The 15,531-nt window shown below is 67.4% G+C and carries 16 protein-coding genes; 8 read left to right on the top strand and 8 right to left on the bottom strand.

The window, feature by feature from the left end:
• Positions 1-11: 11 nt before the first annotated feature.
• On the bottom strand, positions 12-1,190 hold the full coding sequence (locus QSJ19_RS13170) for a zinc-dependent alcohol dehydrogenase (RefSeq protein WP_286320999.1): 1,179 nt from the start codon (positions 1,188-1,190) through the stop codon (positions 12-14).
• 175 nt (positions 1,191-1,365) lie between these two features.
• Between QSJ19_RS13170 and QSJ19_RS13165 the strand changes: the two genes are divergently transcribed.
• On the top strand, positions 1,366-2,223 hold the full coding sequence (locus tag QSJ19_RS13165) for an SDR family oxidoreductase (protein ID WP_286320998.1): 858 nt from the start codon (positions 1,366-1,368) through the stop codon (positions 2,221-2,223).
• Positions 2,224-2,227: 4 nt separating this feature from the next.
• Here the strand turns inward: QSJ19_RS13165 and QSJ19_RS13160 are convergent, their stop codons facing one another.
• The 3 genes from QSJ19_RS13160 to QSJ19_RS13150 are packed head-to-tail and all read right to left on the bottom strand — an operon-like array spanning position 2,228 to position 4,903.
• On the bottom strand, positions 2,228-2,833 hold the full coding sequence (locus QSJ19_RS13160; protein ID WP_286320997.1) for a flavodoxin family protein: 606 nt from the start codon (positions 2,831-2,833) through the stop codon (positions 2,228-2,230).
• A 36-nt stretch (positions 2,834-2,869) separates the two neighbouring features.
• Positions 2,870-3,304, bottom strand: a complete 435-nt coding sequence (locus tag QSJ19_RS13155) for an SRPBCC family protein (RefSeq protein ID WP_286320996.1) — start codon at positions 3,302-3,304, stop codon at positions 2,870-2,872.
• 12 nt (positions 3,305-3,316) lie between these two features.
• Positions 3,317-4,903, bottom strand: a complete 1,587-nt coding sequence (locus QSJ19_RS13150) for a phytoene desaturase family protein (protein ID WP_286321090.1) — start codon at positions 4,901-4,903, stop codon at positions 3,317-3,319.
• Between the two features lie 102 nt (positions 4,904-5,005).
• Here QSJ19_RS13150 and QSJ19_RS13145 point away from each other — a divergent pair, with 102 nt between their 5' ends.
• Positions 5,006-5,557, top strand: coding sequence for an SDR family NAD(P)-dependent oxidoreductase (locus QSJ19_RS13145; RefSeq protein WP_353507143.1), 552 nt, complete (start codon positions 5,006-5,008; stop codon positions 5,555-5,557).
• On the top strand, positions 5,541-5,690 hold the full coding sequence (locus tag QSJ19_RS13140) for a hypothetical protein (protein WP_286320995.1): 150 nt from the start codon (positions 5,541-5,543) through the stop codon (positions 5,688-5,690). Before QSJ19_RS13145 ends, QSJ19_RS13140 begins: the two co-directional genes overlap by 17 nt.
• Before the next feature lie 28 nt (positions 5,691-5,718).
• On the opposite strand, the gene QSJ19_RS13135 is transcribed toward QSJ19_RS13140, so the two are convergent.
• Positions 5,719-7,230 (bottom strand): FAD-dependent oxidoreductase, encoded by a 1,512-nt coding sequence (locus tag QSJ19_RS13135; protein WP_286320994.1) that lies wholly within the window; start codon positions 7,228-7,230, stop codon positions 5,719-5,721.
• Positions 7,231-7,580: 350 nt separating this feature from the next.
• On the opposite strand from QSJ19_RS13135, the gene QSJ19_RS13130 reads away from it, so the two are divergent.
• Positions 7,581-7,754 (top strand): hypothetical protein, encoded by a 174-nt coding sequence (locus QSJ19_RS13130; protein ID WP_286320993.1) that lies wholly within the window; start codon positions 7,581-7,583, stop codon positions 7,752-7,754.
• A gap of 121 nt (positions 7,755-7,875) precedes the next feature.
• Positions 7,876-8,829, top strand: coding sequence for an oxidoreductase (locus tag QSJ19_RS13125; protein WP_286320992.1), 954 nt, complete (start codon positions 7,876-7,878; stop codon positions 8,827-8,829).
• A gap of 63 nt (positions 8,830-8,892) precedes the next feature.
• On the opposite strand, the gene QSJ19_RS13120 is transcribed toward QSJ19_RS13125, so the two are convergent.
• Entirely contained in the window at positions 8,893-9,729 is an 837-nt protein-coding gene (locus QSJ19_RS13120; protein WP_286320991.1) for a helix-turn-helix transcriptional regulator, read from the bottom strand.
• 126 nt (positions 9,730-9,855) lie between these two features.
• On the opposite strand from QSJ19_RS13120, the gene QSJ19_RS13115 reads away from it, so the two are divergent.
• Entirely contained in the window at positions 9,856-10,602 is a 747-nt protein-coding gene (locus tag QSJ19_RS13115; RefSeq protein WP_286320990.1) for an SDR family oxidoreductase, read from the top strand.
• A gap of 187 nt (positions 10,603-10,789) precedes the next feature.
• On the opposite strand, the gene QSJ19_RS13110 is transcribed toward QSJ19_RS13115, so the two are convergent.
• Both QSJ19_RS13110 and QSJ19_RS13105 read right to left on the bottom strand, forming a co-directional pair.
• On the bottom strand, positions 10,790-10,927 hold the full coding sequence (locus QSJ19_RS13110; protein ID WP_286320989.1) for a hypothetical protein: 138 nt from the start codon (positions 10,925-10,927) through the stop codon (positions 10,790-10,792).
• 173 nt (positions 10,928-11,100) lie between these two features.
• Positions 11,101-12,870 carry a glycoside hydrolase family 15 protein gene (locus QSJ19_RS13105; RefSeq protein WP_286320988.1) on the bottom strand — a complete coding sequence of 590 codons (1,770 nt, stop codon included), beginning with the start codon at positions 12,868-12,870 and terminating at the stop codon, positions 11,101-11,103.
• 78 nt (positions 12,871-12,948) lie between these two features.
• Between QSJ19_RS13105 and QSJ19_RS13100 the strand changes: the two genes are divergently transcribed.
• Both QSJ19_RS13100 and QSJ19_RS13095 read left to right on the top strand, forming a co-directional pair.
• Positions 12,949-14,310, top strand: a complete 1,362-nt coding sequence (locus QSJ19_RS13100; protein WP_286320987.1) for a glucose-6-phosphate dehydrogenase — start codon at positions 12,949-12,951, stop codon at positions 14,308-14,310.
• A complete protein-coding gene (locus tag QSJ19_RS13095; protein WP_286320986.1) occupies positions 14,307-15,455 on the top strand; it encodes an epoxide hydrolase family protein in 1,149 nt (382 codons plus the stop codon). The genes QSJ19_RS13100 and QSJ19_RS13095 overlap by 4 nt, the downstream gene beginning before the upstream one ends.
• The last annotated feature ends 76 nt before the right edge of the window (positions 15,456-15,531 follow it).

Below are 15,531 nucleotides of genomic sequence, written 5' to 3'. Positions count from 1 at the left end.
GCACAGCTCAGTCACGGCTTGAGGACGACTTTCACGGCCCCGTCGACCTTCTTCTGGAAGATGTCGTAGGCGTGCGGCGCATCGTCAAGCGGGAGTTCGTGCGTGGCAAACGAATCCACACCGAGTGGATCGTCGTCGTGCAGCAGGGGCATGATCGACGGAACCCACTTCTTCACGTTGGCCTGTCCCATGCGCAACTGGATCTGCTTGTCGAAGAGTGTCAGCATGGGAATCGGGTCGGCAGTGCCACCGTAAACCCCGCTCAGGGAGATCGTGCCGCCGCGTCGCACGATGTCGATCGCGGAATAGAAGGCCGCGAGCCGATCGACGCCCGCTTGCTGCATCAAGGGTTCGGCCACCGCGTCCGGAAGAAGCCCGACGGCCTGTTGCATGAACTTGTTGATCGGTGAGCCGTGAGCCTCCATGCCGACGGCGTCGATCACTGCGTCGGTGCCGCGACCGTTGGTCCGATCGCGGATGACGTCACCCAGGTCGTCGACCTCATCGAAGTTGATCGTCGGAATCCCACGTGCGTCCAGACGCGCGAGTCGCTCCGGTACCCGATCGACGGCGATGACGTCGGCACCGTGATAGGCGGCGATACGGGCCGCCATGTCGCCGATCGGTCCGAGTCCGAGCACTGTCACCGAACCGCCCGGTGGGATGTCGGCATAGGCGACCGCCTGCCACGCCGTCGGCAGGACGTCCGACAGGTAGACATAGCGGGAATCCGGGGCCTCCCCGGGAACCTTGATATGTGTGAACTGGGCCTGGGGCACCCGAAGGTATTCGGCCTGACCGCCGGGCACCGACCCGTACAGCTTCGAATAGCCGAACAGCGCTGCACCCATGCCCTGCTCGCGGACCTGGGTGGTCTCGCACTGGGTATAGAGCTCCTGACCGCACATATGGCATGCGCCGCACGAGATCTGGAAGGGGATCACCACGCGGTCACCGACAGCCAGATGCCCGGCGTCACTGCCCACTTCCTCGACGACGCCCATGGGTTCGTGACCGAGAATGTCGCCGGGTTGCATGAACGCGCCCAACACCTCGTACAGATGCAGATCCGAGCCGCAGATGTTGGTCGACGTCACCTTGATGATCGCGTCCGTCGGTTCCTCGATTTTCGGGTCGGGAACGTTCTCGACCGTCACATCTCGTTTGCCCTGCCAGGTGACTGCGCGCATGTGGTCCTCCTCGGATGGTGTACCCGCCGATCGTGACGGCAGCGTGCCCGATGGACATCGACGTCAAACCTCGACCACAGTCGTGTCGCCGACCGGGCCCCGGGGTGGCAAACTCGAAGCGCGGCGTCAGACCCGTCGCGTTTGCCGGGTGTGAGGCCCGGGTAGTCCCGGCCTCATGAGCGACGAGCAGCAGCATGCGCCCGAGACCATCGAGTACCCCGGCCGCACTGCGGAGATGCCCGACGAACCCCGTGACGAAATGCGCGACTATCGCGGCCGAGACCTGTTGGCGGGGAAGGTGGCACTGGTGACCGGAGGCGATTCCGGGATCGGGCGCGCGGTCGCCGTCGCCTTCGCCAAGGAAGGGGCCGACGTCGCCATCGCCTACCTCGAGGAGTCCGACGACGCCCACCGGACCGCTGAGCTCATCGAGGCGCAAGGGCGGAGGGCGAGAACGTATGCCGGCGACCTCGCGGACGCTGCGCACTGCACCGACATCGTCGAGCGAACCGTCTCGGATCTGGGATCGCTCAATGTCCTGGTCAACAACGTGGCGTTCCAGAACCCGGTCGATGACTTCATGGAACTCGAGCCCGAGCAGTGGCGCCGGACGTTCGATGTCAACATCGACAGCTTCTTTCACACCACCAGGGCCGCCGTCCCCCATCTCACCCGCGGGGGAGCGATCGTGAACACCGGATCGATCAACGGATTACGCGGCAACAAGCAACTCATCGACTACTCAGCGACCAAGGGTGCGGTGACCGCCCTGACGTACTCACTCGCACAGGCGTTGCTGGACAGGCAAATCCGGGTCAACTGTGTTGCTCCGGGGCCGGTGTGGACGCCCCTCATCCCGGCGACCATGCCCGCTGACAAAGTGGCCGACTTCGGCGCACAGGTCCCTTACGGCCGGGCGGCACAGCCGGATGAGATCGCGCCGTCCTACGTGTTCTTCGCCGCTGATCAGCTGTCGTCGTACTATTCGGGCGAGGTTCTCGCACCCATCGGCGGCGAGACCCTGCCGGGGTGATCGTTCACTGGTATGCCGGATATGTGTTGTCGGACAACAGGCGTGCGAGGTGAGCGGCGTTGCGTGCGGCGGCATTCGTGGCATCGGCGACCGCGGTGGGGACGGTGTCGAGGTCTTTGAAGTCGCGGCCACCCATCGCCTCGTCGTTCCAGTAGGTGCTGCCCTGGGCCGGCACGCTGAAGCCGATGTCGTTCAGCGCCCCGAAGACGTCCGCAATGATCTTGTGTGCACCGTCCTCGTTGCCGACGACAGCGCACATCGCCACCTTGCCTACCATGCTGGGTCGTCCCGCGTCATCGGTCTGCGAGATCTCGGCATCGAGCCGCTCGAGGACCCGATGGGCGACGCTCGACATCTGTCCCAGCCATGTCGGCGTCGACACGAGCAGGATGTCGGCGTCGAGTACACGGTCCAGAATCTCGGGCCACGCGTCGCCCTCGCCCATGGTCCGCTCGACTCCTGGGAGGATGTCGTGATCGACTGCGCGGATCATGGTTTCGCGAACGCCTTGGGCGGAGAGCGCGTCGAGCGTTTGCCGCGCAATCAGTTCGCTGCTTGACGGTGCGGGTGACGGTTTGAGTGTGCAGGTGATGGCAAGTGCTGAGGGCATGGTGCCCGGGTACCCCGCTGACGTGATGGGAAACGGTCAGGCGGTGTGTCGTTCCGCCAGCATGGTGAGGCGTCGCAGACACTCATCGAGTCGCGGTGCCATTGCCGTCTGCTGGACGATCGGCGGTATCCAGCGCAACGGGGCGGTCTCCACGAATTCCTCCATCGTGACGAGCGTGCCCTCGTCCTCCTTCTCGACGGTCAGCACGATGCGCGCCTTGCCGAACGGCCATGCCGCCGCGGACAGTTCCAGTAGACCGGCCTTGGACTGCAGGGATACCGTCTCGTCGTCGAGCAGCACCGGCCAGATGCCCACCGAATGATGGATTCGGGTGCCGGCCTGCGGCCAGTCCGGATCGACGTCCCGGATACGTGAGCTACCCACGACCCACGATCCGTAGAGCCAGCCATCGGACAACACCGACCAGACCTGAGCCGGTGTCGCGTCGGTACGTCGGGTGGCCTTGTTCATTGCTCTCCTGTCTCACCGCATCAGGTGATGCAGTGTCTTTCGGGTGAGGTATCGGCGCGGTAGTCCCCGGACGCCTGCTGATCCGAGCGCCGCGCGTGCGGCGTTGGTACCGCATGCACCGTGGACACCGCCGCCGGGATGGGCGGCTGCGCTCGCCAGAAAGAGCCCGTCGATGGGTGTGACGGCACCGCCGAGGCCGGGAGTGGGACGAAAGATCAGCTGCTGGAACAGTTGTGCGGTCCCACCGTTGACCGCGCCGCCGAACAGATTGGCATCGGACGCCTGTAGCTCGGTGGGTGTCTGCACCTGTCGGTCGACGATGCTTGCTCCGAATCCCGGTGCGTACTCCTCCATCACGCGATCCATCCGCTCGGCGAGGATCTCAGCGGAGCGGTCGTCGACCAAGCCGCGGGGAAGGTGACTGTAGGACCAGGCACTCTCGGTTCCGTCGGGGGATCGCGTCGGGTCGGCAGTCGTCATCTGTCCGAACAGGAGGAACGGGTGCTCCGGGATCGTCCCGGTCTCGATGTCGGCGGTGGCGCGGGTGACGTCGGCGAAACCCGCACCGACGTGGACGGTCCCCGCGCCGGCGAGATTGCGACTGTTCCAGCCGATCTTGCTGTCGAGCGCGTAGTTGATCTTCACGACCGGCGTGTCCCATTCGAAGGCCTCGAGGTCGGTCAGAAGGCGAGCGGGCACGTCCGACGGCGACAGCAGGCGGGAGTAGAGCGCCGGCGCGGACACATTGGCGAGGACGGCGCGTCGGGCACGCCATCGGCGGCCGTCCCGGGCCGTCACACCCGTCGCGCGTCCGCCCGTCACCTCGATGCGTTCGACCGGACTGTCGACGACCACACGTGCACCGGCGGTTTCACACCGGCGCCGCAGAGCCGCGGACAGTTGACCGGAGCCGCCGACCGGTACCGGGAAGCCCGAATCCTGGGCCAGCATGGTCAGCAGATAGCCCATCACGCCGCTGCCGGGAGCGTCGAGCGGGATGTCGGCGTGCAGTGCATTACCCAGGATCAGCAGTCGCGCCTGATCGCTACGGAACAGTTCCCGGACCATCTGCCCGGCCGGCAGCACGAGGAATCGTGCCAACCGCAACACGGCCGGGGTACCCACGGCACGCAACAGGCCGATGACACTGCGGATGGGCGGAAACGGCCGAAAGAGCAGGCCCAGCAGCGCGGATCGGATCTCATGCCACTGCTCCACGAGTTCGAGCCACGCTTGGCCGTCACGCGGATCGTACGAGGCGAGTTGGTCAGCCGTCGCTGCGACATCGGGATGGACGACCGCGGCATGCCCATCTTCCGGACCGTTCGGGTGTCCGAAAGCCAGCGGCGCTCTGCTCCACCGCAATCCGTGAGAGGTCAGATCGAGATCGTCGAAGCCGGGTGACGCGACAGCCAAGGGGTAGAACGCACTGAAGACGTCGGTGATGTAACCCGGTGTGTGCTCGGTGCTGCGGACCGCGCCGCCGACCTCGGACTGTGCCTCGAGGACGACGACATCCCATCCGGCGTCGGCGAGCCGGGCCGCCGCAATCAGGCCGTGGTGACCTGCTCCGACCACCACGGCATCCGCGGTCTCCATCCCCACCTCTTTCGTCGTCGACAAATCGTCGAGGTCGGGTGTACCCACATACGCGGGTGGTAATCGTGCGTGAACGGGGGTCGTGTCGGGTATCACCGGCCGATGACAGCTGCGCTCTGGCACCCACGCGTCACGGACCGACGACTGCGCGATCTCTGCGCGGAGCGACCGGTGGTCATCACCGGCGCCGGATCGGGGATGGGACGGGAACTGGCGTGCCGGCTCGGCCGCTGCGGGGTTGCGCTGGAGCTCAGTGATGTCGACGGTGCGGGCCTCGAGATGACCGCCGCGCGGTGCCGGCGGGCCGGGGCATCGGTCCGGACTCACCGTGTCGACGTCGTCGATATGCAGGCGGTGCGCGATCATGCCGACGACGTCGTCGCCCGCCGCGGCCCGCCGTCTCTGGTGGTCAACAACGCCGGGATCACCAGGGTTCACCCAGACAGTGCAGGGCGAACTCCGTGCCGCAGAGTCGGGCGTGCGCGTTCACGTCGTCTGCCCGGGGGCCGTCCACACCCCGATCGCCCGCACCGCCCGCTCCATGGATCCCGGTGTCCGCGACTATGTCACCCATGGATTCGATCGTCGTCTGCCGGGCACCAGGCCCGCGGCGGCCGCGGTCGCGATTCTGGCCGGAGTGCTCGCCGGCCGTGATCGGATACTGGTCGGGATCGACGCGAGGGCGATCGACATCATCGCGCGCGTCTTCGCAGGCGAGGTGCTGCGTCCGCTCGGAAACCTCGAACGGCCGGTGGTCGGTCCGGTGGTGGGACGTCGCGACGGGTGACCCGTCTCGTTCGGGCCGCGTGCAGGAGTCAGGTGTCGGTATTGGGCAGCGGCCGCGTCGCCAGCCCCTCGAGTACCTCTCCGGTATGGGCGAATCGGGACCCGTGAAGTGGGCAGTCCCAGCTCTGCTCGGCATCGTTCCACCGGAGTACGCCGTACAGATGGGTGCAGATCGGTGTCACCGTCGTCGTCGAACCCTGCACACGGCAGATCCCGCGCGGAGTGAGTCCGGCGTGCCCGACGGAACCCTGCCCCTCGCTCGGCGACTGATCGGGTGATCCGAGCAACGCGAGATAGCCCCCGACGAGGTGGGTCGCGACGGACAGATTCGTGGTCGCCGCGGACGCTGCGGATGCGATCTCAGATGTTCGCCAGGTGTCGAAGCTCCGTGCCCATGCCTGACGAGAACCGAGGAGGCGTCCCGTCATCGCGAGGGCCGCGGCCACCCCGTTGGCGAGACCCCACTTGGCGAACCCCGTGGCGACCTGGACGGTGTCGATGCCGGGCAGCAGAGACCCGACGTACGGCATCTCGTCGATCGAGCGGTAGTCCTGCGCCGACCATCGTGCGACCAGCCGAGCAGAGGGAAAGTGTTGTCCGGTCCATCTCATCAGGTCCCCGACGTGCTCGGCTTCGGAGGCGGTCCGTCCGACATCGTGACCGAATCCGCCTACGAGGAGCAAGGTGTCGTCCGGAGCGCCCGGACGGGGCGCGGTCCTCAGCGACACGGACGGATCGTCGGCGGACAGATACATGTCGCGGGGGATCTCGCCGGGCACGCTGAATGCGGCGGCGTAGGAACGTTGCGCATGGAGACGGGCGAAGAAGCCACCGCGGTCGAGAAATGGTGTACCGGTGGCGATCACCACGGACTCGGCGGTGATCGAGCCGGAGTCGGTCTGCACGGTGTGGCCGTGTCGTGAGTGCCGAAGCCCGCGCACGCGCACCCCTTCGTGCAGTTCGCCGCCGCGCTCGCGGAGGTCCTCGGCCAGGGCGCGAAGCACGGTCATCGGGTCGATCTGCATCTGATCGACCAGCCGTACCGCCGCCGATGTCGGGAAAGGCAGCTCCGGACAATCGAATTCCTCGACGTCGAGCCCGGCTTCGCGGCAGGCGCGATGCTCGTCGGCGACACGTCGCGCTCCCGAGTCGGTCGTCGCGAAGGTCACTGCGTCCCGCTCCTCGATCTGCACTCCGCGCTCGCGGCAATAGTGCGTCAACCACCCCAGACCTTCACGGTTCGCCTCCACGTAGTCATGAAGCGTCCGGCTGCTGTGCTTGCGCCGGATCGAGGACAGCCGCGTGCCTTGCAGCAACGACAGTTTCCCGGTGGTGTGACCGGTGGCGCCCGCACCGATGTGCCGCGCTTCCACCACCGCCACAGACCGGCCCGCACGGGCCAGCAGGAGGGCGGCGGTCAAGCCGGTGATCCCGCCACCGACGACGACGTGGTCGTAGCGGCGCTCGTCGAGGCTGTCCGGCACCGTGACCAGGCGCCGAACGCCGGCCGGATCTGCGGTATCGAGCCAAAGCGTCTCCATCGGGTTCGCTTTCCCGGCTGGTCGGCCGGTCAAACCGGCGGTATCGGATCGGTCGATGTGTTTGGCGGCGCCGGATTCGTGGGTACGACGAGCCGACCTACGACGAGCCGTCTACCGGTACCAGGACGTGACATGCCATCACCACACGATGTTTCCGTGCAGATCGACGTGGCTGCCGAGTCCTCTCGGTTGCCCCTGGTCCGCAGGAGACGCTAGCCGTCGTCCTGGACGGTGCGGGACTCGACGGCGATACCGCCACCGATCTGACCCTGGCGGCCGACGCGATCGCCGAACTCGTCGTGTCGTGCTCGGCGCGCACGGCGCGACTGACATGTTCGGTCACCACCCGCGTGCAGTGCACCGACGTACTCGTCGTCGGGCATCTCGCCGACGAGCTGCCGCTACCCACCGACGGCTTCGCCTGGCACCTGATCGAGGCGATCACCGAGCGTGTGTCGGTGACGACGGGGGATCAGGGCCGCGTCGAGGTGTGGTGCCGCAAGAACCACCCGCGGGCAGCCTGAACGGCGCGCGACACCGGTCTTCACCATGACGGGCGGATCACACACCGCCGCGCCGCTCCGCGCGCGACCTGTGGCAATGTGAGTCGCGAGTCACAGTCGATGGAGCATGCAGGGGTGGAGCATGGCGAAGAGCGGATGGGGGCCGGCCCAGGCGCCGCGGATGGACGGCACGACCGTGGTCGTCACCGGTGCCAATTCGGGGATCGGGCTGGAGACGGTTCGACATCTTGCCCGGCTCGGCGCGCACGTGCTGATGGCGTGCCGCAACGTGGAGAAGGCCGACATCGCCCGCACCGACGTCCTCGATTCCGTGCCGAACGCGCGTGTCGACATCGTGCAGCTCGATCTCAGCGACCTCGCCTCCGTCCGCAAGGGGGCCGACGAGATCGCCGACTCCCACCCGGTGGTCGACGTCCTCATCAACAACGCCGGGGTGATGGCCGGTCGTCACCAACTGACCGCCGACGGCTTCGAGATGGACTTCGGGACCAATGTCCTCGGCCACTACGTGCTGACCGGACTGCTGCTCGAGCCACTGCTGGCCGCGCGGTCGTCCCGGGTGGTCACCGTCGGCAGCAACGCGCATCGCGCGGGCGCGATCGACTTCGACGACCTCGGGCTCGAGACCTCGTTCACCACGTCGCGGGCCTACGCGCGCTCCAAGTTCGCCCAACTCGTGTTCGCCGTGGAGTTGCAGCGGCGGCTGTCGGCCGCGGGACTGACCTCACCGATCTCTGTCGCCGCCCACCCGGGCGCGACCCACAGTGGTGTCATGCGCGATTCCGGCGCCCTCATGTCGTGGCTCTTCACGACACCGTCGCTGCACTGGATACGACGCACCTTCATCATGGAGGGACCGGAGGGCGCACTGCCGTCGCTGCGTGCGGCGATCGATCCGAGCGTCATCGGTGGCCAGTACTACGGGCCGTCAGGGCCCATGCAGTTCACCGGCCCGCCCGCGCTTGCCCTGCCCAGTCCGCGCGTCGTCGAACCCGAACTGGGACAACGGCTGTGGGAGACAGCGGAGGAGCTGACCGGCGTTCGCTATCCCCTCACCTCCACCCCGCAGACGTAGCGGAAACCGTCTCCCGGCGCCGATGTCCGCTACGTCTGCGGGCTGGGGTGGGCGGAGTGGTGGCTAGGGGGCCGTGACCGCACTCAGCATCGCCAGCTTCTCGTGGCTCTCGCTGCCGGGAGTGGCGGTGTAGACCAGTAGGCACTGCGTGCCGTCGGGGTCGAGGAGCGTCTGGCAGAAGACCTCGATGAGCCCGAGTTCGGGATGCAGCAGACGTTTTCGTCGGTCGGTCAGGCTGGCGGCGACATCGTGACGCCGCCACAGCTCGGCGAAGTCGGGACTCTCCGACAGCAGGGCGTCTGCGATCTCGGCTGCCCGCGAGTCGGGCCCCTCGCGCGTCACCGTCGCGCGCAATCGGGCGGTGTGGGCGCGAGCATGGTGGGAGTGGTCGTCGGCCGGAAAGCGTTGTCGGGTGGCCGGATCGGTGAACCAGCGGTAGGCGATGCTGCGGCGGAGACCGGTGAAGTGGGTCTCCTCGCCGACCAGTGCCACCCCGGGTGCGGTCTGCAACAAGGTCTCACCGGCACTGTTCACCACCATCGCCGGGGTGTCGGCGAGACGGTCGACGATGCGCATCATCCCCGGACCGACATGATCGACGACCGACCGCCGCCCTGGCGCATTGTGCCCGCCGAGTCGGAACAGGTGATCGCGTTCGTCGAGGCTCAGATGCAGCGCTCGTGCCATCGCCGCCAGCATCTGCTCGGACGGCTGCGGTCCGCGTTGCTGCTCCAGGCGGCCGTAGTAGTCGGTCGACATGCCGACGAGCATCGCGACTTCTTCGCGGCGCAGGCCACGGGTGCGTCGTCGGGAGCCGGGTGGCAATCCCACGTCCGCGGGCTGCAGCGCCGCACGTCGAGTACGGAGGAACTCGGCCAACCCGGCCCGGTCGATCGCCATGGCACCACTCTGGCGGATCGGGTCACCGGCATCCAGGGATCGCCGGTCCCCGGATCCCCACTGCCTTGTCGACGCCCCGCGTCGACGGTGAAGTGGGTGGTGACGGAACGACGAAACGAGGAGATCATGCGCATCAGTGGGAACACCATCTTCATCCCCGGGGCCACATCGGGTATCGGCCTGGGACTGGCCCGCCGGCTCCACGAGGCCGGCAACCGTGTCATCGTCGGTGGGCGCCGGACGGAACTCCTCGACGAGATCCGTGCCGCGCACCCCGGGATCGAGACCGTCCGCATCGACACTGCCGCCGCCGACGACGTCGCCCAGGTGTCCGCAGACGTCCAGGAGCGCTTCCCGGAGACGAACGTGCTCATCGCGATGGCCGGCATCATGCGCGGTGAGAACCTGCGTCACTCCGACTTCCTGCCGACGGCGATCGCCGAGGTCGAGACCAACATCCTCGGCCCACTGCGTCTCGTCGCCGCGTTCGGCGAGTTCCTGGAGGCGCAACCCGAGGCGACGATCGTGACGGTGTCGTCGGGGCTGGCGTTCACTCCGATGGCCGGCACCCCGACCTACAGCGCGACGAAGGCGGCCATCCACTCGTTCACCGACAGCCTGCGCCTGCAACTGGCCGACACGTCGGTGAGTGTTCTCGAACTCGTCCCACCGGCCGTGCAGACCGACCTCACCCCCGGCCAGGCCGACGCCGACTGGGCGATGCCACTCGACGACTTCTGCGACGAGGTCATGACGCTGCTGCCGACGGCGACCGACGAGATCCTCGTCGAACGGGTCAAGCCGCTGCGGTGCTCGGAGGTGCAGGGCACCCGCGCCGACCTGATGGTGGCACTCGCGCGTCAGGTCGCCTGACCGCCCCCGCCCACCTCGCCGTCCCACCTCGCCGTCCCACCGACCCGCGCCATCCCGACCGTGCCCCAGATATTGCCGACCGTGTCCAGAATTTCACCGACCGTGCCCGCCGCGGGCACACTCGGTGAAATTCAGGGCACAGTCGGCGATCGACGGGCGCGCGTCCGTGCCTTCGGTGGGCGCGGTGTCAGTCGCCGCAGGGTTCGGCGGTCAGATCGTCGATCCCGTTGCCCATGCAGGCCGCGGTCGCGGGACCCGTTCCGGCGAGTGCGATCCCGGTTGCAGCGGCGACGGCTGCGAGGACGGCAATGATCTTTCGTGTCATCGGAGGTGTCTTTCGTTGCGGCGCTGTCGCCGAGCACAGTGCCAAGCGGATGGGACGCGGGACATCTACCACCGACCCGGGCAGCCGTTGCCCGTAGACTCCTCGCGCCTCCATCCTTGCGCCGTCACCCCGTCTGCGCAGCGAATTCGCGGATCGGCATGCGGCTGAATCGACTACGTCGACGCCAGCGCATCCGCGGCCCGCACGAACGCCAGATGCGACAACGCCTGCGGTGTGTTGCCGGCCTGACGGCCCTCGCCGACGTCGTACTCCTCGGAGAACAGTCCCAGATCGTTCGCGGTGGCGCAGGCCCTCGCCATCAGTTCGTCGGCGTCGTCGCGCCGACCGCTGAGCGCATACTGCGTCACCATCCAGAACGTGCACGCCATGAACGGATGTTCGTCGCCGGCGAGCCCGTCGACGCCGGTGGTGGTGCGATAGCGGTGGACCAGGCCACCCCGCATGAGGGTGGCTTCGATCTCGGCCACCGTGGCCAGCATCCGCGGGTCGTCGAACGCGCAGAAGCCGACCTGGGGGAGGATCAGCAACGAGGCGTCCACCTCGGTGGTGCCGGCGAACTGGACGAATCGTCCGGATGCCGGGTCGACGCCGTTCTCGTCGATCTCGGCACGCACGCGGTCGCGCAGCTCACGCCAATGATCCGGTGAGCCGTCCAGACCGTAGACCTCGCTGCCGCGGACACCGCGGTCGAACGCCGCCCAGATCATGGCACGGGAGTGGGTGAACATTCGGGGTTTGCCCCGCATCTCCCAGATGCCGTTGTCCGGCCGTTCCAGATTGGCCTCGACCTGTTCGATCAGCGCCTTCTGCAACGACCACGAGATGGGCAGCTCCGCCAGGCCGGCCGCGCGTGCCGCCTCGAGCCCGCACAGCACTTCGCCGATCACGTCGCCCTGATACTGATCGACAGCGCCGTTGCCGATCCGCACCGGCGCGGCCCCCTGATAGCCGGGCAGGTGGGGGAGTTCCCGTTCCTCGAGATCGCGCTCTCCCGCGATGCCGTACATGATCTGCAGTTCTTTCGTGTTGCCGGCGATGGCGCGCATCAGCCACATCCGCCAGTGCTCGGCGACGTGCAGGAATCCGTGATTGACCAACGCCTCCAGGGTGAGCGACGCGTCGCGCAGCCACACATACCGGTAATCCCAGTTTCGGGCGCCACCGAACTGCTCGGGCAGGGAGGTCGTGGCGGCCGCGACGATGCCACCGGTGTCGAGATTGCTCAACGCGCGCAACGTGATCAGCGAACGCACCACCAACTCGTGATGCGGCCCTGTGTGATCGATGCGGCTCGCCCAGTGGGACCACCAGTCCCGGGTGTGCGTGAGCGCACGTCCGACGTCGAGCGGCTCGGGTTCGGGGCGATACGAGTGATACCAGGTGAGGGTGAGGTCGACGGTGACGTCGGGCTCGACGGTGAAGAACCCACGGTGGACGTTGCCGTCGGCGTGCAGTGCCACCCCGCGGACGATGACCGCGTCGGGTCCTGCGATGGCGCGCAGACCCGGTCCCTCGTCGGTACCGGCCTGCAAGACCCACGGCACCGCTCGCGCGTAGTCGAAGCGCATTCGCAGGTCGGTCTCGAACTCCACATGGCCGGCGACGCCGACGATCCGCCGCACCAGATCGACCCGCCCGCCGTCGATCGGCATGAACTCGTGGACCTCGGCGACACCGGTGGCGGTCTCCCAGCGGGTGACGAGGATCAGCGTGTCGTCGGCGTATCGACGGGTCGATGTCGCGCTCGGGTCCCGCGGCGCGAGTGCCCACCGACCGTGTTCCTCGGTTCCGAGCAGCGCGGCGAAGATCGACGCGGAGTCGTAGCGGGGCGCGCAGAACCAGTCGACCTCGCCGTCCCGGGAGATCAGTGCGGCCGTGCGGCAGTCCCCGATGAGTGCGTAATCCTCGATGTTCGCGCGCATGACATCGATTGTCACGGCTCGGTGTGACGTTGTGGCGAACTGCTGTCGCGACACGCCCATGGAGAGTTAGCGTCGAACATGGCCGAGACCACACTCTTCATCCTGGGCGCGACGGGCGATCTGACGTCGCGGTTGCTCCTGCCCGCTCTCGAACAACTGCTGACGCTCGAACCCGACCGCGGGGTCCGACTGGTCGGTGTGGGCCGGCGGGACGTCGGCGACGACGCCTGGCGGACACGCGTCCGGGAGGCCTTCGGCGACGATGCCTCCGACGCCGCCACGGCGCTGGCCGAGCAGACGACCTTCCTGCAGGCCGACATCTCTTCGCCTGACGGACTGCGTTCGATCTTCGACGCCGCCGACGGCACGCCCGTGCTCTACTTCGCCGTACCGCCCGCCATCGCTCAGGAGTCGTGCGTGGCGATGACCGGCGTCGACGTCCCTGACGGCACCATCCTGGCCCTCGAGAAGCCGTTCGGCACCGACCAGGCGAGCGCCCGCGAGTTCAACGAGACTCTGGCGCAACTGGTCCCGGAAAACCAGGTGTTCCGGGTGGATCACTTTCTCGGACAGTCGATCCTTCTCGACGTGATCGGCGTGCGGTTCGCCAACCGGGTCTTCGAACCGGTGTGGTCGGCCGAACACATCGAATCCGTTCTCATCCGTTACGACGAGACCCTCGGACTCGAAGGCCGCGCCGGTTACTACGACAAGGCGGGCGCCTTCGTCGACATGCTGCAGAGCCACCTGCTCGAACTGATGTCGGTCGTCGCCATGGATTCGCCGGCTTCCCTGGGCGAGCGCGACCTCCGCGACGCGACGGCCGCGGCCCTGCGCGCGACCCGCGTCTACGGCGGTGATCCGGTGGCATCGTCGCGACGCGCCCGATACACGGCCGGCGACGTCGACGGACATCACATGCCGTCGTACGCCGACGAGGAGGGCGTGGATCCGTTGCGCAACACCGAGACACTCGCGGAGGCGACCTTCGAGGTCTGTACCGGCCGATGGGCCGGAGTGCCATTCACGTTGCGTTCGGGTAAGGCGATCGAACCGGCAGTGAAGGAGATCGCCCTCACGTTCCGGCCGGTCCGTCATCTCCCCGAGCAGTTCCACGGCGACATCGCTCCCAACGTCCTGCGTTTCGCCTTCGGTCCGGACACGATGACGCTGGAGCTCAACGTGCATGACGGCGCACATCCGTTCGATCTGAACACCACCCACCTGACTGCCGATCTCGGGCAGGGATCGATCCATGCCTACGCCGAGGTGCTGTCCGGAATCCTCGACGGCGACGCCACTCTCGCCGTCCGGGGCGACACCGCCGAACAGTGTTGGCGAGTGGTCGATCCCATCCTGGATGCGTGGAAGTCGAATCGTGTCCCGCTCGACGAATACCCGGCCGGATCCATCGGACCGGAGTCCTGGCCGACCCCGTGACCGGATTCGACGCGCGCACCGACCCCGCGGTCATCGACGACCTCCGACGCCGCCTGCGCGCGACGCGGTGGCCCGACGTCCCCGACGACGCGGGCTGGGGACTCGGCACCGACGTCGACTATCTCCACGAACTCGTGGACTACTGGATCGCCGACTTCGACTGGTATGGCGCCGAAGAGGCGATCGGTGCGCTTCCGCATCGGCGAATCACCCTCGGCGGATTGGGCATCCACGTCATCCATGCTCGCGCCTCCACAGGTTCGCGGCCCGCGGTGCCACTGCTGCTGAACCACGGATGGCCCGACTCGTGCTGGCGCTATCTGAAAGTTCTCCCACTGCTTGCCGATCCGGGCGCGCACGGCGGTGATCCCGACGACGCGTTCGATGTCATCGTCCCGGACATGCCCGGATTCGGCTATTCCCAACGGCCGTCCCGTCTGATCGACTCGCGGGATGTCGCCGGCCTGTGGGCCGACCTGATGACCCGACTCGGCTATCCGCGGTTCTTGACTGCCGGCGGCGACATGGGCAGCCATGTCAGCAGATTCCTCGCCCTCGATCACCCCGAGCGTGTAGTCGCCGTCCACCGCATGGACGCGGGCCTGCCCCGGTTCGCCGGCAACCCCGCCGATCTCACCGACGCCGAACGTGCCTGGTTCGACAGCGGCGCGAACTGGGCACGCGCCGAAGGGGGTTATGCCGCCATGCACAGCACCAGACCGCAGACGGCGGCGGTCGGGCTCACCGACTCGCCGGCCGGTCTGGCGGCGTGGATCGTCGAGAAGCTGCGGAGTTGGAGCGACTGCGGTGGCGACATCGAGAGTGCGTTCACCAAAGACGACATCCTCACGCTGGTGACCCAGTACTGGGTCACGGGGACCATCGGATCGTCGATGCGGATGTACCGCGCGAACGCGATGATCTCGCCGGAACAGTACGCCCGACGCGTCGAGGTGCCGTCGGGATTCTCCCTGTTCGGCGGCGACGTCCTGCGACCGCCCCGGGCATGGTTGGAGCGCACCGCCAACGTCGTCAGCGTCACCGAACTCGCACGTGGCGGACATTTCGCGCCGTACGAGCAGCCGGAGTCGTACGCCGATGAGCTGCGGACGTTCTTCCGTCCGTTTCGTTCACACTTCCGGTGACGAGACTCTTGCGACGACGGTCTCGAGATGGCAACGGCGCCACAACGTATCCGCACCAGCTCTCGCTAGTGCCCGC

The sequence above is a fragment of the Gordonia sp. ABSL11-1 genome (assembly GCF_030315685.1).
Lineage (GTDB): Bacteria > Actinomycetota > Actinomycetes > Mycobacteriales > Mycobacteriaceae > Gordonia.
Note: the sequence above shows the minus strand (reverse complement) of the source record. Positions and strands in the feature narration are given on the sequence as shown.